Origin of the sequence: uncultured Ligilactobacillus sp. (genome assembly GCF_948826705.1) — a bacterium.
Taxonomy (GTDB): domain Bacteria; phylum Bacillota; class Bacilli; order Lactobacillales; family Lactobacillaceae; genus Ligilactobacillus.
Map to the genome: position 1 here is coordinate 17590 of NZ_CAQLEL010000074.1, position 21324 is coordinate 38913.

At 40.9% G+C, this 21324-nt stretch carries 17 protein-coding genes; 1 reads left to right on the forward strand and 16 read right to left on the reverse strand.

Translation table 11 applies throughout. The features are described 5' to 3' along the window. Positions 1-50: 50 nt before the first annotated feature. The 6 genes from Q9Q35_RS04700 to pdhA all read right to left on the reverse strand — a co-directional run bounded on the left by Q9Q35_RS04700 (position 51) and on the right by pdhA (position 6915). The gene (locus Q9Q35_RS04700; RefSeq protein WP_304652358.1) at positions 51-914 is read right to left on the reverse strand and encodes an alpha/beta hydrolase; all 864 of its coding nucleotides are present in this window, start codon (positions 912-914) and stop codon (positions 51-53) included. Between the two features lie 176 nt (positions 915-1090). Continuing rightward, the gene (locus Q9Q35_RS04705) at positions 1091-2110 is read right to left on the reverse strand and encodes a lipoate--protein ligase (protein WP_304652359.1); all 1020 of its coding nucleotides are present in this window, start codon (positions 2108-2110) and stop codon (positions 1091-1093) included. A gap of 25 nt (positions 2111-2135) precedes the next feature. After that, on the reverse strand, positions 2136-3542 hold the full coding sequence (lpdA, locus tag Q9Q35_RS04710; RefSeq protein WP_304652360.1) for a dihydrolipoyl dehydrogenase: 1407 nt from the start codon (positions 3540-3542) through the stop codon (positions 2136-2138). Between the two features lie 5 nt (positions 3543-3547). Beyond that, the gene (locus Q9Q35_RS04715; RefSeq protein WP_304652361.1) at positions 3548-4822 is read right to left on the reverse strand and encodes a dihydrolipoamide acetyltransferase family protein; all 1275 of its coding nucleotides are present in this window, start codon (positions 4820-4822) and stop codon (positions 3548-3550) included. A gap of 15 nt (positions 4823-4837) precedes the next feature. After that, positions 4838-5815: an alpha-ketoacid dehydrogenase subunit beta gene (locus tag Q9Q35_RS04720; protein ID WP_304652362.1), complete on the reverse strand. Its 978-nt coding sequence runs from the start codon at positions 5813-5815 to the stop codon at positions 4838-4840. Continuing rightward, positions 5815-6915, reverse strand: a complete 1101-nt coding sequence (pdhA, locus tag Q9Q35_RS04725; protein ID WP_304652363.1) for a pyruvate dehydrogenase (acetyl-transferring) E1 component subunit alpha — start codon at positions 6913-6915, stop codon at positions 5815-5817. The genes Q9Q35_RS04720 and pdhA overlap by 1 nt, the downstream gene beginning before the upstream one ends. Before the next feature lie 539 nt (positions 6916-7454). On the opposite strand from pdhA, the gene Q9Q35_RS04730 reads away from it, so the two are divergent. After that, positions 7455-8813, forward strand: coding sequence for an MFS transporter (locus Q9Q35_RS04730; RefSeq protein WP_304652364.1), 1359 nt, complete (start codon positions 7455-7457; stop codon positions 8811-8813). Between the two features lie 109 nt (positions 8814-8922). Here Q9Q35_RS04730 and Q9Q35_RS04735 read toward each other — a convergent pair whose 3' ends face one another. From Q9Q35_RS04735 to Q9Q35_RS04780, 10 genes are all read right to left on the reverse strand, one after another. After that, a complete protein-coding gene (locus Q9Q35_RS04735; RefSeq protein ID WP_010689710.1) occupies positions 8923-9156 on the reverse strand; it encodes a Veg family protein in 234 nt (77 codons plus the stop codon). A 92-nt stretch (positions 9157-9248) separates the two neighbouring features. Further along, positions 9249-10145: a 16S rRNA (adenine(1518)-N(6)/adenine(1519)-N(6))-dimethyltransferase RsmA gene (rsmA, locus tag Q9Q35_RS04740; RefSeq protein ID WP_304652365.1), complete on the reverse strand. Its 897-nt coding sequence runs from the start codon at positions 10143-10145 to the stop codon at positions 9249-9251. Continuing rightward, positions 10138-10707 (reverse strand): ribonuclease M5, encoded by a 570-nt coding sequence (gene rnmV, locus Q9Q35_RS04745; RefSeq protein ID WP_304652372.1) that lies wholly within the window; start codon positions 10705-10707, stop codon positions 10138-10140. Before rnmV ends, rsmA begins: the two co-directional genes overlap by 8 nt. Positions 10708-10715: 8 nt before the next feature. Beyond that, positions 10716-11483: a TatD family hydrolase gene (locus tag Q9Q35_RS04750; RefSeq protein WP_304652366.1), complete on the reverse strand. Its 768-nt coding sequence runs from the start codon at positions 11481-11483 to the stop codon at positions 10716-10718. Positions 11484-11542: 59 nt separating this feature from the next. Then, on the reverse strand, positions 11543-13573 hold the full coding sequence (metG, locus tag Q9Q35_RS04755; protein WP_304652367.1) for a methionine--tRNA ligase: 2031 nt from the start codon (positions 13571-13573) through the stop codon (positions 11543-11545). Between the two features lie 126 nt (positions 13574-13699). Then, positions 13700-14197, reverse strand: coding sequence for a phosphatidylglycerophosphatase A (locus Q9Q35_RS04760; RefSeq protein ID WP_304652368.1), 498 nt, complete (start codon positions 14195-14197; stop codon positions 13700-13702). 16 nt (positions 14198-14213) lie between these two features. After that, a complete protein-coding gene (locus tag Q9Q35_RS04765) occupies positions 14214-15170 on the reverse strand; it encodes an IpaB/EvcA family protein (protein WP_304652369.1) in 957 nt (318 codons plus the stop codon). After that, the gene (locus Q9Q35_RS04770) at positions 15157-16431 is read right to left on the reverse strand and encodes a hydroxymethylglutaryl-CoA reductase, degradative (RefSeq protein ID WP_304652370.1); all 1275 of its coding nucleotides are present in this window, start codon (positions 16429-16431) and stop codon (positions 15157-15159) included. The genes Q9Q35_RS04765 and Q9Q35_RS04770 overlap by 14 nt, the downstream gene beginning before the upstream one ends. Positions 16432-16556: 125 nt before the next feature. After that, on the reverse strand, positions 16557-21020 hold the full coding sequence (locus Q9Q35_RS04775) for a ZmpA/ZmpB/ZmpC family metallo-endopeptidase (protein WP_370648886.1): 4464 nt from the start codon (positions 21018-21020) through the stop codon (positions 16557-16559). A 54-nt stretch (positions 21021-21074) separates the two neighbouring features. After that, positions 21075-21324 (reverse strand): tyrosine-type recombinase/integrase (locus Q9Q35_RS04780; protein ID WP_304652371.1); only part of this gene is annotated, 250 nt, incomplete at its 5' end.

Here is a 21324-nt window from a genome sequence, read left to right on the forward strand (position 1 = left end):
TTATTATAAGAAAGTGAACGTTTTTAGCTAAACTCTGTAAGAGCCCGTTTTTAATGATGCCACGCAAGCGGACGGTTATTCCACAAGATCTTATCCATCGTATCTAAAACTTTAACACTTTGATGAAGGTCCGTATGATCTGTATTGGTATAAACGGCTTGATAATATTTAGACCAATTAGGATGAATGATATTTTTCAAAAATAGTGACTGGACATTTGGCACCGAACCATCAGTTTTTTCACCATCGACCGATCCCATCAAATTATAAAAATCGATACTAGCTAGTGGATCAAATTCTTTAAATTTCTTCAATAAACGCTGATAATTTTTATCGGTCGAGGCTTTGGCTTGAGCCTTGGCATAGCTCGTATTCTCATCTACACTTTCCTCGATCGGTGTTCCCAACAAGATCACCTTAGGAAAAGCGATCTCTTTTTGTAACGAACTCGAATCTGCCAAAGCGTGTACCAAAGCACTACCACCCCATGAATGTGCGATCACATTGAGTTTATCGACATGATGATCGCGGTGCAAGAGCGTAAGTACCTGTTGCAACCACTTTGTCTGCGGTCGGTAATCTTTTGTATAATTCCAATCAAAGATCAATTGGATCAAAGCATTTTTCTTATTGGCTACACTACCTTGGACCTTGATCTTACCCGTTGGAGTCACATGGATCGTCATTGTCTTTTGTGCGATATTTTCTTTTTGGTAGTATTTGATCAATTTACTGTAAGTCCAACCATTTCCCCCCCAACCAGGAACTAACAGCGTTGGAACATCGCTATACGCAATATCTGAACGCAATTGTTTTGTACGTAGCGCTTCTCCAGGAGTTCCACGTAAGAGCCATAATTGGAGGCAGATCAGCCCTACTAAAACACTTCCTAAAATCACCCACCATTTTTTCAAGACTGTGCTCGCCTTCTTTCTACTAGTGCATAAATTATAGTCCTTTTTGCTGATTTATGCATCCGTTTTGACTTCATTTTTTTATTTAATAAATTTGATGATCAGATCAGTTCAAAAAAATAAAGATCCCACTATGTAAAATCATAGAGAGATCTTTATTAAAAATTCTTATAGCCTTATTTTTGTACTGCTAGTAACTCTACTATTTCTTCAGTGGGAATACCAGCAAAATATTGAGCAAGATCTACCTTAGCTAGAGTTTGACGAATTTCTGCTGGAGCGTATTTTACACCAGCCAAGAGCACTTCTACTTCACTGACATCCTTTTTACCAAAGAAATCACCGTAGATCTTGACCGAAGTGATCACGCCATTATCGATCAAGAAACGCGCATCGATCGTTCCACCGGTAAATCGATGTCTTCTTTGAACTGTAAACTCTGGAGAACGTCCATAGACCCAATCCCAATTTTTATACAGCTCGCCTTCGATCTTAGCGATCTCAGCTTTATCCATCTCATCTAGATGATATTCGAATTTTTGGGCTTGCTCTAATGAATCTACTTGCCAGATCTTTTTGATCAATTCATCTCGGAAGGCGAAGGTATCTAGTGTTTGATACTGTTTATCCAAATACGGTTTGATATTGGTCACGTGTGAACGAACTGACTTAACACCCTTTGATTCGATCTTATCTTTAGGTACACGCAACGCATTTTCGACAGCACTCGTATCCACATCAAACATCAACGTCCCATGTGAAAAAGTCTTGTCACCCTTTGTATACATCGCATTACCAGAAAATTTCTTACCTTCGATCACGATGTCATTACGCCCTGTCACCTCAGCTTTGGTAGCTCCCATCTCATGCAATGCTTTGACGATTGGCTGGACCAATGTCTTAAAATCACCAAATTTTTGATCTTTAGCTGGTACGACAAAGCTAAAACACATGTTACCTAGATCTTGATACATCGCACCACCACCGGAAAGACGACGAGTGATCGTGATCTTGTTATCTTCACAATATTTCTGATTGATCTCTTCCATCGTATTTTGATTTCGACCCACGATGATACATGGCTTTTCGATATAAAACAGCATAAATGGTGCTTCCAATTTACCACTGTTCATCAAGTACTGTTCTGTTGCTAAGTTAGTTCTGATATCATCAGTTTGCATTACTAGATACTGCATTCTTCATCCCTCATTTGCCTAAAAATTAAATATTAGTTGGAAAACCAAGTGCCACGTCAGCAGCATCCATCACAGCTTCACCTAATGATGGGTGTGGGTGAACTGTTAAGCCGATATCTTCAGTCGTTGCTCCCATTTCGATCGCCAAAGTCAATTCGTTGATCAAGTCACTGGCATGGGCCCCAACGATCTGAGCACCTAGCAAGATATCTGTTTCTTCTTCGAAAACTAAACGAATAAAACCATCAGTCTTACCCATTGAGATCGCACGCCCATTAGCGGCAAATGGGAATTGGGCCTTTTTAGCCTTAAAGCCTTTTTCTTTAGCTTCGGCTAGGGTCAACCCAGTCGTTGCGATCGAAGTATCCGTATAACAAACTGCTGGCATCGCACGATAATCGACCGTTGTCTTCATGCCAGCGATCGCTTCAGCAGCTACTTTACCTTCATAACTAGCTTTATGAGCCAAGGCAAAACCAGCCACGATATCACCGATCGCATAGATATGTGAGATATTTGTGCGACTTTGTGCATCAACTGGGATCAAACCACGATCATCGATCTTGACGCCGGCTTGTTCTAAGCCCATATCAGCTGTATTTGGACGACGACCGACCGAAACGATCACATAATCAGCCGTGATCTCTTGAGCTTTACCATCGATCTCAAAGGTGACCTTGACATTATCATCTGTTTGCTCAGCGTTTTTAGCCAAAGCATTGGTGTAGATATCTACACCTTGTTTGCTAAAGTGATGTTCGACCACTTTAACAAGATCTTTTTCATAGTTAGCTAAGATCATCGGACCACCTTCAAGGATCGTTACATGTGAACCTAAGTTGGCATATGCCGAAGCTAATTCACACCCAATATAACCGCCACCAACGACGACTAATTCTTTTGGAACTTCACGTAAATTGAGTGCACCCGTTGAATCTAAGACACGACCTTTGAACTTAAAGTTAGGGATCTCGATCGGATGACTTCCTGTGGCTATGATCAAATTATTGAAACTATATGTTTGGGCATGGCCTTCCTTATCGATCACGCGTAATTCATGGTCATCTTTCAAGAAGGCATCGCCCCAAACAACATCGATCTGATGCTTTTTAAATAGCGATGCGACCCCACCCGTGAGTTTAGAAACAACACTATTTTTCCACTCGATCGTTTTATTGAAATCAAGTTTAGCTGCTGTTACTTGGAGTCCCATGTCTTGGGAGTGCATTGCGTATTGGTAGTGGTGAGCTGCTTCGATCAATGCCTTCGATGGGATACATCCTACATTCAAGCAGACACCACCGATAAATTCACGTTCGATCACAGTTACCTTTTGGCCTAATTCGGCTGCGTGGATCGCAGCTACATACCCACCAGGGCCCGCACCGATCACGACTGTATCTAATTCAATTGAAAAATCTCCAACTACCATCTAGCTCATCCTTCCATTAATAACAATTCTGGGTCTGCCAATAATTCTTTGAGTCGGTTGACTGCTTTTTGGGCTGTCGCACCATCGATCACACGATGATCAAAAGCCAATGATAACTTCAAGACACGTGCGATCTGAACTTCATCATCCACCACAACAGCTTCTTTAGTGATCTTACCCATACCTAAGATCGCAACTTCAGGCCAATTGATGATCGGTGTAAAGAACCCTCCACCGACCGAACCAATATTGGTGATCGACATGCCAGTATGATCCATATCATCACGTGATAATTTATTTTCTTTAGCTTTGGCTGTATTTTCCGAGATCTGTTTTGCGATCCCAAACAGGCTCAAGGAATCAGCATGTTTTACATTTGGAACAAAGAGCCCATGGTCCGTATCAGTCGCGATACCTACATTGACATAATCTTTATAAGCGATCGTTTGATCTTGCATATTGACCGAACTGTTGAAGATCGGAAATTCTTTCATGATCACGGCTAAAGCTTTGACCATATAAGCCATAAAGGTCAATTTGACACCACGCGTTGCTGCCAATTCCTTATACTTCTTACGATGATCCCAAAGTTTATCCACGACAACTTCATCAAAGACATGTACATGTGGGATCTGTGAAACTGAACGTACCATTGCATTAGCAGTTGCTTTTCTGATCGGCGACATCTTTTCAACTGTTTCAGGCCATTTTGCACTTGCACTAGCTGGTAAAGCAACAACTGGTTCTTTTGTTTTAGCTTCTGATGTTGTTACTGGTGTATCTTGTGGTAGACTCAAAGCTTGTTTGATATCAGCTTTAGTTACTTGTCCATGGCGTCCAGTACCCTTGATCTTAGCCAGATCGACCCCATTTTCACGTGCAAATTTGCGCACTGATGGCATCGCTAAAACTGGCAAGGAATGATCTTGAACAGATACTTCAACAGGAGCTTCATTTGTTTGTTTTGCGTCCGTTTTTACCGCTGGTTGAGCTGGTTCTTCTACTTTAGCTACACTAGCATCAACATTGCCTAAGCCTTCAGCGACTTCTAGCTCGACTAAAACATCACCAACTTCAGCCGTTTCACCTTCTGAAACCACGATCGCAGTTACTTTTCCGGCTACAGGGCTAGGAATTTCTTCGACGGATTTATCATTTTCGATTTGAACTAGATCATCATCTTCTTTGATCGTATCGCCGACTTTAACGTGCCATTCACCGATCACACCTTCAGCGATCCCCTCTCCAATATCTGGGAGTTTAAATTGATATTTACTCATAGATCTTCACCTTTCCTAGAAATTGACCGTTTCTTTTACTTTTTCAATGATATCTTGTTTATTTGGTAACCAGATCGTTTCAGCATCGCTAAATGGATATGGTGTATCCGGTGCATCGACCCGAGCGATCGGTGCTTCTAATGATAAAATACCTTTTTCGGCGATCAAAGCTGCTACTTGAGAATTGATCCCTGCTTGACGTTGTGCTTCTTGGACCAAAACAACTCGTCCAGTGCGTTTGACTGACTCTAAGATCGTTTCTTCATCCAATGGTGAAACTGTACGCAGATCAACGACTTCTGCTTCGATACCTTCTTTAGCTAATTCATCAGCAGCCCGTAAACTTTCATGGACCATATAACCGTAGGAAATGATCGTTACATCTTTACCTTCACGCTTGACCGCAGCTTTATCTAAGGCTACGGTGTAGGATTCATCTGGAACTTCTTGTTTGAAAGAGCGGTATAATTTCATATGCTCTAAGAAAACGACTGGATCATCTGAGCGGATCGCTGCCGTCAATAAGCCCTTGGCATCGTATGGATCACTTGGAATAACTACCTTTAACCCAGGCGTTTGTGCCATCAGACCTTCCAAACTATCAGAGTGTAGTTCTGGCGTATGGACCCCACCACCAAACGGCGCTCTGATAGTCACTGGCATTTTACGGGTACCACCTAAACGGAACCGTGTCCGAGCGATCTGAGCTGCGATCTCATCCATAACTTCAAAGACAAAACCAAAGAATTGGATCTCAGGAACAGGGCGAAAACCTGTCAAGGCTAACCCAACTGCTAGACCACCGATCCCCGATTCAGCTAAGGGCGTATCAAAGACTTGATCTTCACCGACTTTTTCTTGTAAACCATCAGTAGCGCGAAAAACACCACCATTTCGACCAACGTCTTCACCAAATACCAAAACATTTTTATCGCGTTTCAATTCATCTTCCAAAGCTTGTGTAATTGCTTTGATCATCGTTGTTTTAGCCATTATGCTTCCTCCTTAGCCGCAAATTTTGCAATTTGTTCCTCTAAAGTCGGTGGTGTTTCTACAAAGACATTTTGAAGATATTCACTCACCTTTTGTTTTGGTGCTTGTTCAGTCTTTTTCATTGCTTCATTGATCTGTTCATTTACTTCTTCAATGTAAGCTTCTTCTTGTTCTTCTGACCAGAGACCTTTTTCATCTAAATACGTGCGCAATCTTACCAATGGGTCTTTCTTTTCCCATTCAGCTTCTTCATCAGCGGTCCGATAACGATGCGGATCATCACCAGAAAGTGTATGTGGACCAAATCGATACGTCAAAGTCTCGATCAAGACTGGCCCATTGCCCTCTACACTGTATTTACGTGCCTCGCTCATGACTAAATATACTGCCAAAGCATCCATCCCATCAACTTGGATACCTGGGATCCCAGCAGCTAGACCTTTTTGCGCTAAGGTTGGAGCCGCAGTTTGAACTGCTCTTGGTACCGAGATCGCATAACCGTTATTTTGCACAACAAAGATCGCAGGTGCTTGATATGCACCTGCAAAGTTGATCCCTTCGTAAAAATCACCTTGGGAAGTACCACCATCACCAGTATACGTATACGCTACATTCTTAGCGCCTTTTTTCTTGAACCCTAAAGCCACACCAGCAGCTTGAACGTATTGAGCCCCGATAATGATCTGTGGTGGTAAAGCAGCTAGATCTTCTGGATATTCATTTCCTAAAACATGCCCACGTGACCATAAGAAAGCCTTTTCCAAAGGTAGCCCATGTAAGACTAATTGAGGAACATCACGATAAGCTGGCAATAAGAAATCTGTCTTTTCCATCGCAAATTCAGATGCGATCTGAGATGCTTCTTCCCCAGCAGTTGGAGCAAAAAAGCCTAAACGCCCTTGACGATTCAACTTGGTAGAACGTTCGTCTAGTACACGTGACCACAACATTTGTTTAAACAATTCCACGATCTGTTCATCACTTAGATCTGGGAAAAAGTTTGGATCGATCACTTTACCATTTTCATCCAAAACTTGAAGCGGTTTAATTTCACTAGGGGAGATCGTCTTTAACGCTTCAAAATCAATTTTTTGTGCCATTTTAAAACTTCCTTTCTTCAAACATAAGGAATCAATCTTATTTTCAATCTTTGTACAGCGCTTACATTGTCAATTATAACGTATTGTTCACTAAATGTTAATTTTGTGCACTCTTTAATTTGTTGTCCGACGCCTTAGAAATATTGATTTTGTGCAATATTTCGTGCGTAAACTTTTTTTATCTTGTAGACAATGTTACTTTTATCACAAACATCTAGCTTAAAATATGTTTTAATTTTTTAAATTAAATCACAATATTACCAACGTTTTACTCTGGATCGTTTTATTTGTAACTTATAGACATTAGAACTATAATATTTTTGTAGATGTAGAAGGGAAGTTTTATATATGACACGTCGTAATGATTCCAAGCTCGAACATCGGCTTGAAGAAAACCGTCTAAACGATGCTAGACGTCGTGAAAACGAAGAAAAAGAACAAGAAGCTAAAAAGCATCGCGAAAAATGATCCTTGATGCTATAAAAAAGTCCGAAATTAAAATTCGGACTTTTTTACATATTTAGAAAGTAGATGATCAAATGGAGCTCACAGAAACTAAGCGAAAACTATTTATTTTTACCCTATTGGCAGGGACCTTTACCATGTCGATCAGTCAATCAGCACTTTCAACTGCTTATCCTGCCTTGATGCACTTCTTTACTGTTGATGCCGCAACGATTCAATGGTTGACGACAGGCTTTATGTTAATGATGTGCGTGATGATACCAGTCAGCCCATGGCTTCTCAGTAATATTTCTTTTAAACATCTCTATCTCAGTGTCTTAGCCCTCTTTGGGATCGGCACCTTAATGATAATTTTTGCCCCAACTTTTTGGCTCGCACTATTAGGGCGCTTGTTAGAGGCTACTGCTGTCGGCATCTTGTTTCCGTCATTTCAAACTATCTTGATGACGATCACTCCTAAAAACAAGCGCGGACAAACTATGGGAGTTGCTGGTTTAGTCATGGGTTCAGCCTTAGCTGTTGGGCCGATCATCTCTGGGATCGTCTTAAATTTTTTACGTTGGCAAGATCTCTTTTGGCTATTTTGCTTTTTAATGCTCGTGATCTTCTTGGTCGCTTGTGTGACGATCAGTGATGTCATGGAGCGTAAGCCATCCCAATTAGATGTTTGCTCTTTATTCTATGAAGGATCTGGGCTATGCATGGTGCTATATGCACTTACTGCCTTTAAAGATCCCACCCACTTTCTATCAAGTGCTTTACTCTTACTTTCAGGCCTTGGTTTACTGATAGCATTTTGCCATCGTCAACTAAAACTGACTGAACCACTCCTAGAATTGCGGATCGTTAAATATTTAGATTTTGATATTGGGCTATTGCTAACAGGGCTTTCTTACGTTTCCTTGATCGTAGTCACGATCGTTTTTCCGCTCTATTATCAAAAGATCCTCGGTCTAAGTCCGTTAGCTTCTGGGCTTTCCTTGGTCTTACCTGCTGTTTTACTGAGCATATTAAATCCTGTGACCGGTAAGCTGTCCGATAAATGGGGCTTTAAACCTGTTCTTTTGATCGGAGTCTGCATGTTGCTCAGTGGCTGGGCTGGATCGCTCTTATGGCAAGATCACCTTGGACTACCGCTCTTGATCGTCTTTTCAATGATGATCGAAGGGGGCAACGCCTTTGTCATGATGCCTGCTACAACTCTGGGAGCTAATTCCGTCCCTAAAAACTTGATCTCACATGCAACTGCACTAACGACTACGATCCGCCAGCTACTTGGTAGTCTAGGTGTCATGGTCGCGACTCTATTGTTAAGCAGTGCCGGTCAAAGTATCACCCAAAAATCAAGCTATTCACGCGTCTTTATCTGCTTTTTACTCATTGAAGCCATAGCTTTAATCTTAGCGTTACGCTTAAAAGAAGTTAAAAAATAAGCTAGGAGAGACCCATGCAAGTGGGTGCTCCTAGCTTATTTGTTGTTTCAAAAAATTAAATCTCGGTACCTAAGATCCTAATAAGGATCGGCGATGATCGATTCATCGCTTAATCAAAATCTAAAATGATATTATTGGTCAAAACGTCGGTGTAACTATATGATACGCGTTCAACGGCATTTTCTTCGTGACTTAATTCTACGATAAATACAGCGGGGAAAGTTTCCCGCAAGATCCCATGACGTTTAGTAACTTTTTTGCGTCCGACATGGGACGTTACCGTTAAACCAGCGCCAATGCAATTGTCGAGCTTGCTTTTGATTTTTACTAATGTAGTTGGCAATACGCTTCACCTCTCTGTGTAGAGCATTGTAACATAATTTTACAAAAAACGCAATTATACCATACCCGAACAAACACTTCAATATTTAAAAGTTATTTTTTGACGATTTTTTCAGCGACTAAAGCATCAGCCAATTCGATCATTTGTGCGATCGTTAACTTTTCAGCACGGATCCCTGGTTCGATTTTGACCTTAGCTAAAGCTGTCTGCATCTTTTCTTTGATCTCAGGGGCCTTACCATACATTCCTTGCAAATTATTCCAAAGACTCTTGCGTCGATGTAAAAAGATGCCTTTGACCATTTGCTTGAAGAACTTTTCATCAACTGGCTGATAGGTTTGAACGTTTTTTTTCTCTAATACAATGATCGCAGAATCAACTTTAGGTTGAGGAATGAAGACCGTTTTAGGCACGATGAAAGCTACTTTAGCATCCATCTCGTATTGCACCGCCACACTCAAAGAACCGTAATCTTTGGTCCCTGGAACGGCAGCTAAACGATCAGCCACTTCTTTTTGCATCATCACAACGATACGCTCAAAATCAACTGGTGCTTCCAACAGATGTAAAATGATCGGTGTCGTAATGTAATATGGTAAATTAGCCACCAACTTGATCTTATGCTTTCCATCAAAATTTTTAGCGATCAATTCCACTAGATCGGCTTTAAGTACATCTTGATGAACGACTGTCACGTTATCATAAGGTGCCAAAGTATCAGCTAAAACAGGGATCAAACGGTCATCGATCTCTAGTGCCATGACTTGATGTGCATTCTTAGCCAGCTGTTCAGTCAAAGCCCCGATCCCTGGTCCGATCTCGATCACGTCATCTTCTGGCGTTACATCAGCAGCGGCCACGATCTTATTTAAAATATTGATATCAGTTAAAAAGTTTTGGCCTAAACTCTTTTTAAACGTCAGACCATAACTCTCCATGATCGCCCGCGTTCTAGTTGGTGAGGCGATCTCTGGTAATTGATTATTCATCGATTTTCCCTTCCTCTACTTGTTCTAAATATCTTAGTGCAGCGGCAAATTCTTCTGGTGTGATCTGAAAGAGCTTCAACCGCTTATAGAGTTGTTTTCCGTTGACATAGCCGATCCGCAAATATTCGCCCAAGATCTGGCGTTTGATCTTGGCCTTAGGTCCTGATATCAAGCCCGCTACTGCTAGATCTTCACGACTGATCATTGGGATCGCATCTGGCTCTTCTGTATATAAATTACGTAAAGCTTCTCTGATCGCCTCTGGATCAGCATGTTCAACGCCAAGACTGCCCTTGTGATCTGGAGTAGCAGCTTTTTTAGTCAAAAAAGCATGCTTGACCCCTGGAACGGCTTCTTGGATGATCTTACGGATCTTTTCACCTGAAAAATCAGGGTCTGTAAAGACGATGACTCCGCGTTTATCATGCAATTCTTCGATCTGGGCTAGTGTCTCATCACTGATCGCAGATCCTCTAGTTTCAAGAGTATCTGCATTGACGGCTAAATTGATCCGCTTGGTATCATCTTTACCTTCAACAACGATAACTTCTTTGATCTTCATCTTATCTGTCATTTTATCTTCAACACTTTCTTTGCATTAGCAGTTGTGATCTGCGCTAATTTTTCAGGCGCTATTTGCCTTTCTTTAGCTAAAAATTCTAAAGTATAGCGGGTCATTGCTGGTTCATTGATCTTACCCCGAAATGGCATTGGTGTCAGATAAGGTGCATCTGTTTCGACTAACATATGCTCCAATGGTGTCACCAAAGCTGCCTGTTTAACTTCCTTAGCATTACCAAAAGTCACGACACCACTAAATGACAATTCCATCCCTAAGTCCAAAAATTTTTCGGCCCAGTTTGCATCCCCGTTAAAACTGTGCATGATCCCACCGATCTTTGCGATATCTGCTCCTTTCAAGATCTCATAACAGTCCGCGATAGCATCTCGATCATGGATGCTTATCGGAAGTTGTAATTCATGTGCGAGCTTTACTTGACGTTCAAAAACTTCCCATTGGACTTTTTTAGGTACATCACAGTGATAATCAAGCCCGATCTCCCCGAGTGCCTTTACTTTCGGGTGCGCCAAGACTTCGCATAATTTTTTTTCAAAGTTTGCATCATAGTCTAAAGCACTTTCGGGATGACAGCCAAATGCCCCATAAATATTTAGATATTTTTCAACTAGATCAAGCATTCGCTCCGTACTCGGGGTATCGTAACTGATAACTAACATTTCAGTCACATCTAAAGCTTTTGCCCGCTCGATCACATCAGGAATGTCATTTTTAAATTCAGTAGCATTGATATGGGTATGTGAATCAAAAATCTCCATTTTTTTCCTTTCTTACGCTAAAAGGCACACGGTCAGCCCATGTGCCTCCTACCACTTAATTAGCCAACTAATGATCCGACTGGGATCTCATCGGAAACGGTTATCAATTGCACTGTATCACCAAATTCAGCTGATAAGAGCATCCCTTGGCTGATCTCGCCACGCATCTTACGTGGTTGTAAGTTCGTTACTGCGATCACTTTTTTACCGATCAATTTTTCTGGTTCAGGATACCATTGCGCGATACCTGAGAGGATCTGACGTTCACCTTCATCACCTGCATCCAATCGGAATTTTAGTAACTTATCAGCACCCTTGACCCGAGAAACATCCTTGATCAAAGCCACCCGTTGTTCAATTTTATCAAACTTATCAAACTTGATCTCTTTTTTCGTTGACTTAAGTTCTGTCTTTTCAGGATCAAATTCAGCTTGAGCTTTTGTAGCTTCTTGCATTGCTTTGCGCCCTTTTTGTTTTTCATTTTTAGTCATCTTAGACTTGATGTATTCAACTTCAGCTTCGATATCTAAACGTGGGAAGATCGGTGTTCCCTTCTTAACAACAGTCGTATTTTCTGGGAGAGCAAAATAGTCCACCCCGTTGATAGACATATTTTCTAATGGCAGACCTAATTGGGTAAAGATCTCCTTTGGTGCATGTGTCATCACTGGTTGCAACAAGATCGCGATCAAACGTAAACTTGCGGCCAAGTGAGCTAAGACACTGTCCAACTCTTTGGCTTTAGCCTCATCTTTAGCCAAGACCCATGGTTCGGTCTCGTCGATGTACTTGTTAGAACGTGAAACAAACTTCCATAGTGCTTCTAAAGCTAATGCAAAATGCGCTTGATCCATGTTAGTTTCGTATTCAGTGATCGCTTCTTTAGCTGATTTTTCTAAATCTAGGTCAAATGCAGTAACATTTGAAGTCAACGTTGGGATCACGCCCCCACGATACTTATTGATCATCGCAACAGTCCGGTTCAATAAGTTCCCTAAATCATTAGCCAAGTCGTAGTTGATCTTTTGTACAAAATCTTCTGGCGTGAAGATCCCATCATTGCCAAACGGAACAGCACGCATTAAGTAATAACGTAATGCATCTAACCCATAGCGTTTAGTCAACATTTCTGGATAGACCACATTGCCCTTGGACTTAGACATCTTACCGTCACGCATGACTAACCAACCATGACCGATAATATGTTTTGGCAATGGCAGATCTAAAGCCATCAAAATGATCGGCCAGTAGATCGTATGGAAACGAACGATCTCTTTACCCACCATATGAACATCAGCTGGCCAATACTTGTTGAAAAGTTCTTGATCCTTGCTACCATAGCCTAAAGCTGTAATATAGTTGCACAAAGCATCGATCCAAACGTAGACCACGTGTTTTGGATCATTTGGCACTTTAATGCCCCAATCAAAACTAGTCCGTGTGATCGCTAAGTCTTCCAAGCCAGGCTTGATGAAATTGTTCAACATTTCATTTTTACGACTTTGTGGAATGATGAAATCTGGATGTTCATTGTAGTATTCAACTAGACGATCAGCATATTTGCTCATCTTGAAGAAATATGATTCTTCTTCGACCAATTGAACTTCATGCCCAGATGGAGCCTTCCCACCGATCATATTGCCCTGTTCATCACGATAAACTTCGGCTAATTGTGATTCCGTAAAGTATTCTTCATCAGAAACAGAATACCAACCCTTGTAAGAGCCAAGATAGATATCGCCTTTATCCAAAAGTTTTTGGAAGACCTTTTGGATCGCTTCTTCATGATATTTATCTGTTGTTCGGATAAATTTATCATTTGTGATCTCAAGTTCTTGCCATAATTTTTGGATCGATCCAGCCATCATATCAACATATTCTTTAGGCGTCATGTTCAAGTCTTGTGCTTTTTGTTCGATCTTTAGCCCATGTTCATCTGTCCCTGTCAAAAAGAAGACATCAAAATCTTGCAGACGTTTGTAACGTGCTAAAACATCGCAAGCGATCGTTGTATATGAGTTACCGATGTGTAGCTTTCCTGATGGGTAATAGATCGGCGTTGTAATGTAATATGTCTGTTTATCAGCCATTAACTAGTCATTTCCTTTCGCTTAAAACTGCTATTAGTGCAAGTTTATCATCGTCAAATTTTCAATAAAAATAGTATAACATAACCACGTACCTATTATTAGTTGTTTCAAGCAAAAAAACAAAGACTAGGCATATTTATGTGCAATTTTGCCACAAGTAGCAGCTACGATCGCGGCCAAGAGATCATCGATAAAGGTATTGACGTGTTCTGGACTCGTATCGAATTTCTTGATGATCCCAGATTTCACACGGTCAAAGTATCCAAAATTGGTAGCTCCGATCGTGCCGTAGATATTGGCGATCTGTAAGGCTAAAGTTTCATCGACACCAAAAACTCCCGAATCATTTTCGATGATCTCAGCTAATGGTGAAGCCACTTTTCCTTCTTCTGTCAAACGATCGAGCTCTAACATGACCATCGCATTATTCAATAATTCCCGCTTGTGCATCACATCATTGACATCTTTTTTGCATTCTTCTAAGGTCAAGCCTAATTCAAAATCCTTTTGGGTCTCATAGACTAATTGTGCTAGTTTATCCAGATCGACTCCGCGTTTGGCTAAACGTTCAACTACAAAAGCATGTGCTTTAGTATCCGGATACTTAAAATCTTTTTGATACATTTAGATCCCTTCTTTTTTAACGTAATAAATATTCGACACCAAGTTCTTCTAAAAGTTGCTTGACGGGCATCGCATACAGTTTTTTGAATCCTTCTGCTGGCTCTTTACCTAGATCAGGTAGAATAAACGTATTTTGACCATCGACCTTAAAACGTCCAACATAAGCTGTTTTAAACGTTAGATTTTCTTGCCATGGAGTGTGATAAAACTCAAACAATGCACTAGTTTCTAAACGTAATTGCCGCTCGCTCAAGACTGGTGTCAAAGTGATAAAATCATTTAACTGCATCGCTAATAAGTTCCAATCACCCAACTGCTTGTCAAATGATTTCCATAGACGTACTACCCCACGCCGTAGTTCAAAAGCTGTTTTTAATGGCTTTTCAGTCATGAGTGCGTAAAGTTTCTGCGCTGCTGCTAAAGAGAGAGGATAATTCTCTTTAAATTTAGGTAAAACATAATCGAGATCATCTGCATAAAAAACCAGAGCATCTAATAAAGTCACCGTTCTTAAAACCATCCACTCGTCTCTTTTTCCTTTCGGTTCGGGCTTTAAGATCGCTAAGACTCCCTTTAAATATAACTCTTCGATCCTATCATCGATAAACCCTAACTTTCGCTGCTTAGCATAAACTTTTGTATGCAAGACCGTATCATACAGGTCGATCCCCGCCACCATAAATTTATGATCTCTATTGCTATCACCTGTCGTCAAGTTAAAAGCAACTTGCGGTGTATTTTCAAACATCAATAAAAAGTGGAGCAATTCATGTGCGATCGTATAGTCCGGTTCGGTCTGATCATAAACATCGATCTTTAATTTTCCCCCATGAAGATAGTGTTGAGCTTGATCATGGCGAAGATAACCCGCCTTTTTTGGATCTTTAAACTCGATCTCAACACCAGCGGGAAACTTCTCTTCAACTTTTTTGATCAATTCTTTTGTTCTAGTTGCTAATTCATTTTTCTTCACGTTTTATTCCTCTAATCTCTTCTAAGATCTGTGTGGCTGTAGCTGAGTCACGCGCTTGTCTAGCTAATAACCCATCTACGACTGCTGCCACTTCCTCTGGTCTAGCACCAACAGCGATCGCTAGACTCTTTAATTGTAATTTCATATGCCCTTTTTGGATCCCATCTGTCACCAAAGCATGCAAGGCTGCCAAATTTTGTCCTAGTCCGACTGCTGCTACGATCTTTTCCAGTTCCTTAGCATCTTGAAGGTCTAATAAACGCTGATTGACCTTAACTAAAGGAACGATCGCGATCGATCCTCCGACTGTTGCTAACGGTAATGGCAGTTCTAAACTTCCGATCAACTTACTGTCTTTTACTTCCCATGTGCTCAAACCTTGATAACTACCATTGCGTGCAGCATAGGCGTGTGCTCCGGCCTCGATCGCACGCCAATCATTACCACTTGCGATCACAACTGCATCGATCCCATTCATGATCCCTTTATTATGCGTTGTGGCACGATACGGATCTAATTTGGCCAGTCTGCTAGCTGAAGCGATCTTTTGGGCGATCTTTTCACCAGGCATGTTTTTTTTGGTCAATTCAGATACTGGGATCGCACAAGTTACCTTGACTAAGCAACGTGTAGCATAGTTGGATAAGATACTGATCAAGATCTCAGCTTCAAATTTACTTCTCAGATGATCAGCGCAAGCTTCTAACATCGTATTTAGCATATTAGCCCCCATCGCCTCTTTGACATCAACGACTAGATCGATCGAGACTAGATCGAAAGCTAAGATCCTAACTTTGATCTCACGGGCCCCACCACCACGTTTAACGATCGACGGATGGGCAGCATTTGCTAGTTGCAACAATTCAGCTTGAGAATCTTTGACCAAACGAGCTAGTTTCTTGGCATCTTTAACTTGTTCAACAACGATCTGACCGATCATCAAGCGTTCCTTTAATTCACTTTTAAAACCACCACTGCGTTTAACGATTGATGCTCCATGGCTAGCAGCTGCGATCACAGATGGTTCTTCTGTTACCATCGGGATCAAATACTCTTTGCCATCGATCACATAATTTAAGGCTAACCCCTCTGGAAGTTGGTATTGGGTGAGATAATTCTCGATCATCGTATCACCTAATTCAAAGTTTAGCTGTGGGTCCTTTAAAATTTCTAGCTCGGCTTTGGTCAATTTTTTTTGTTGTTTTAAGATCTCTAAGCGCGTCGCTTGATCTTTTTGATAATATTTACTAAATCCGTTCATACCTATTCCTCAGATCTTTATTCAATTATCCGTTAGACCCTTTTAGTTTAAGCATTATCACTTAAAAATACAAGTAACAAACAAAAAGCAAGGGACGTAATGCTCCCTTGCTCAAAATATCTGGCTCAGTTAAAGATCGAAGTCTTAAAGCTATCAGTCAGAGCATGATATTCTACCATGATCGCCTTCTTTAGGTTATCTACGTTGACAGCTCGCTTACCTGCACGCATCAATAACATATCAGCTGCACTTGCTTGATCCATCAGCGTCTGTAACTTATCAAATGAATCGATCTTTTCTTGTTTCTTATTGTACGTGATCGTGATCGCTCTTAAATCATCTTTTTTAGCGATCCGTTCATTGAACATTGCCTTTTTGAATTCAGCATAATTTGCATACTCATCGCCCCAGATCTGCTTAAAGATATAGGCATCACTAAAGACCGTGCCTTCAGCTTTAGCCTGATCTTTATATTGATTGGAGACATACGGGATAAAGCCATTTTCCCAACCGCGATTTGCCAAAAGCTCAAAGGCTGTCTTTCTAAAGAGCAAGCCTCCAACACTACCATTGTCATTTTGGAGCCCAGCATAGATCGGAGCATACAATGGTACTGTCATATAGGTATTCTTGCCATAACTCCCACCACTAAGACTACGTGCAACTACGATATTGTTATCGATCAAACTTTCCCAACTCGTCAGCTTGATACCTTCAGCATACGTCAGACCACTATTAGTGATCTTATCTTGTTTAGTGTTCGCATCGTAAGTGATCTGACGAAGATATTGGCGCCGATCGGCATTGCTCATCGCTACGATCGCTTGTGCTTCTGCATAATCAAGTAGATAGGTAACGTCAAAAACACCTTTCATATAACGTTGAAGATCTGCACTCGAAGTAAAATCACTAAAACTACCTGCTTGCGTTAAATTCTTTTTATTTGACCAATCAAAAGCTAAGTTCAAACCATATTGACTCTGATCTGGGGTAGATGGCACTTCCAATAGCCCCATCGCAAAAGTCTCAGCTCCCATCTCTTGGCGACGACCATAGCCGTTAAAATAAACAGCTCCATCTAGATTATGTGTCATTTCGTGAGAACTCACAGCCACACCATAATCACTCAACTGACCATCGACCACAAAATGGACTAACGATCCATTTGCATAGGCACCGACTCCATTAGGTGCATACATCTTACCAACTGGAGCAAAGAATTCATAAACACCTGTCACTGACTTATCGAATTTATCGACCCAGCGATTCTTCCAACCACCTGTTTTAGTATTATCGATGATCCAATACCCATCCCAGATCGGGATATCGCGTGTGAGCAATTGACCTTTTACCTTATCATCAACGATGCGATACCAAGTATCATAGTAATCAGCCATGATCTGCGCATACTTAGCGACAGCTTGATCAACATTTGCTTGTTTAGCTGCATATACAGCAGGATCACTTTTTAGCGCTTCATCGATATAGCGCTCATAGATACCAAATGAGACTGTCGTCATCGTCGTAAACATGAACATATTTTTCTCACTCAAGTTGAGGAGCGGTAAGAGATAGTTGCGATATTCCAAACGATTTTTGCCTTTCAGGCGATCATATATCTGAACTGTGGCATCTGGCACTTGTTTAGAGGATGCCTCATAGATATAAGCTTTAGTTGCCCCCTTGAACCAAGTATTATCATCAACATTTGGCATAAATAAACGTCGATTTTTCTCCAAATAGGAGATGACATCGTTAGACCCAGTCAGATCACTGAATTGAGCACTGTAGGTGTTGTAATTGTTCTTTACTGCCAATCTATTTCCGCCTAGATCAGCAAATGAACCTAACCACTTGAAAAGATCAACTTTTTTGCCATAAAAATCTGGATAATAAGCCGCCAGATCGTGAATATCTACGGTACCATAATTTATATGATACAAGCGTTCAAGATACGCCAAGCCTAATGTAAGTGCTAATTTTTGTTCGTCTAAACGTTGGATCAATCCTTGCTTGATCACAGCCGAATCAAGATCCATAACTGGCATTGAAGTCGTTAGATCACTTAAAACTTGTTTACTTTGAGATGTGACCTTTGCAAAAGCCTCTTGTAGATACAACGAGCTCAAGTTATCTCGCCGAAGTTTTTCAACAGCTGTCGCTTCGAGTTCAGCTTGCTTTTGTGCACTTAATTCTTCATTTGGATGTGCTTCTTTGTACTTATCGACAGCAGATTTTTTGGCATCCGCTACACTTTTTGCATCTAATGTCATTTGTAAACGAGCTGATGTTTCCGGAGCATAGTAATCTAATTTTGCATACTCGGTAGCTAATTGTGTCAAAACTTCATCCCAAGCGCCAGTCAATTGATATGGTGTGTACAACAGGTCGTTTTCAAAGCTATATTCACTGATCTTAGTTTGTTTATAATTTCCAAGTGCTGTTAAAGCTCTTTTCTCGATCGTCCCATCAGCAAAATGTAACATCAAACCAGTCAATTTCCCTGGTTTAGTCACCGTATCTCCTGTAACTTTATCATCTTTCAAGGCTACTACTGAAAGTAACAATGTCGTTGCTAACTTATCATCAGTAGCGACTTTATTCCCATATTTCAGGATCGTATAGCGATCATAAAATGGCAATAGTTTTTCTACATTTCGACAAGCTATAGCTCTATTTTCTTGATAACCTCGAAGCTTACTATAATCAACTGATTCTGCTGTTTTTTCTTCAAAAATCGGCTGTGGGATCTGCCAACTAGTGAGCAACTCCTCAGCTTTTTGTAGAGTGATCGCCTTTGTCTTTAGATTGCTCATTCCTGTTGCGATGCCTTCAACAAAATACGTATTGTTATGAGGTACATTTCTGTCGTAATCAACATCTCCATGGAAAATATATCCCTGTTTGACATCGACAAAACTAAGTGCATTTCTCACACGACCATTTATATATGAACTACCGATAAGACCACCAGCGCGTTTTACTTGACCTTTATTGACCAGCGTTCCTTTAGCGTATACATTTTGGATCTGACCATTATTCATTCGACCAACTAGACCACCGATGTTATCACTTGTGTTTAGAACATCTGCCGTCAGCATGACATCGGCAAAACTCTTTTGGATCAACGAATTTCCATCAGCAAATCCAACTAGACCGCCAACATTATCATAATTAGTCCCACTTGCTTTGAGCGTTCCTGTAAATGAAGAATCGGCAAGCGTGGAATTTTGCAACTTAGCTATTACCCCACCAGCTGAAGCATTGACATTTAGGTTTCCTTTGACATGTACTTGAGCGATCGTAGCGTTGTTAGCGACACGTGCTAAACTTGCTGCATCGGCTACAGCACCTGTGATATTGACATCAACTAGTTTGAGCCCATTCACATGCCCGCCTTGGATAACGTTAAATAATGGACGATCTAAATTATAGATCGTGTAAATATTTCCTTGCTTGCTACTCAATGACCCACTGAACGGAACAGTCACAAAACTATTACCTAACGCCTCGCTCCCAAATGCATCCATATCACTTGCGATCACAAACTCACCGCTAGGATCAGCATTCATCGCAGTGATCAGATCCTTAAAGTTGGTATATTCATTGGTCGTTTGCGTTGGTGTTTTATTGATCAAAAAGCTATGTCCAGCAATAAGATCTCCATCTAGGACTTGATAAGAGACTAATTCTGGATATGAGATCATAGCTTGATATTTAGGTGTATCTGAAACACTTATCTCTTTAAATTCACTGATCGGCAAATACCAATCTTTATTTTGCTTAGAAACGACCCTAGCTACATAATTTTTAGGATCTGTCGGTAAACTTGAAAGACTCGTTACTTCATTTAAATTCCCTTTAGGATCGATCTGATACAAACTGATGTTGTTGAAATTCTTTAGTTCGACTTTCTTTGGAGTTAGTTCAAAAGTTATTGGCTTTAATTTCTCGATCTGATCACCTACACCAATGTCATAGCTATACTCTGTCTCGATGCGATATGGAGTATGGTACGCTAAGCCTGTAAAAGTGGTCGTCAGTTGCGTAAGATCGACTAACTTTTCTGAAAGTTTTTGATCATCTCGATAAAGTGTCGCTTTAAGTGTCAGCGCTCTTTTGGCAGGATCATTTACCCCATAATTAACAGTAATTGCCCTTCCATCTTCATTTTCCAATGTATCTACTACATCTATCACTGGTTTAGGGTAGAGTTTCATTCCGCGCGCGATCACTTCTGTCACCGGATCTTTTGTTACCGTGTTGCTCTTTTCTACCCGACTCAACTCTTTGCCTGTAGCATCTCGCTTTACTTCATATACGATCGTGCGCTCACCTGCTTGGCCAGCCACTTTGACTTTTGTCTTGCCTAACTCTAGATCTGGATCATCTACGTATTCTGTCTCGTACGGAATAGATTCTACTTTACTTTCTTCACTTATTGTTTCAAGTGGTTTCGTTCCGCGCGCGATCACTTCTGTCACCGGCTCTTTTGTCACCGTATTGCTCTTTTCTTCTCGGCTCAACTCTTTGCCTGTGGCATCTCGCTTTACTTCATATACTGTTGCCTGATAAGGTACTTTTATTATGGTCTGTCTTTTTCCGTCTTTCTTCTCAAATTTGTCACAGAATTGTCACAGCTATTATGATATTCTGACCGTCTGCGCTACCGCCTCCTGCTCTTTCTTTTTGTCCTCTGTCAGATGTGTATATGTGTCCAATGTCACAGATGTGGAAGCGTGTCCAAGATTCTGGCTCACAATCTTCACATCAGCTCCTGCAGAATAGGCAAGGCTTGTGTAAGTGTGTCGGACCATGTGTGGACAAAAATTCTCAATCTTTTCTGTATTGCTTTTCTCTTCATCCGTTACTCCTCCCTGTCTTTTATCTCCA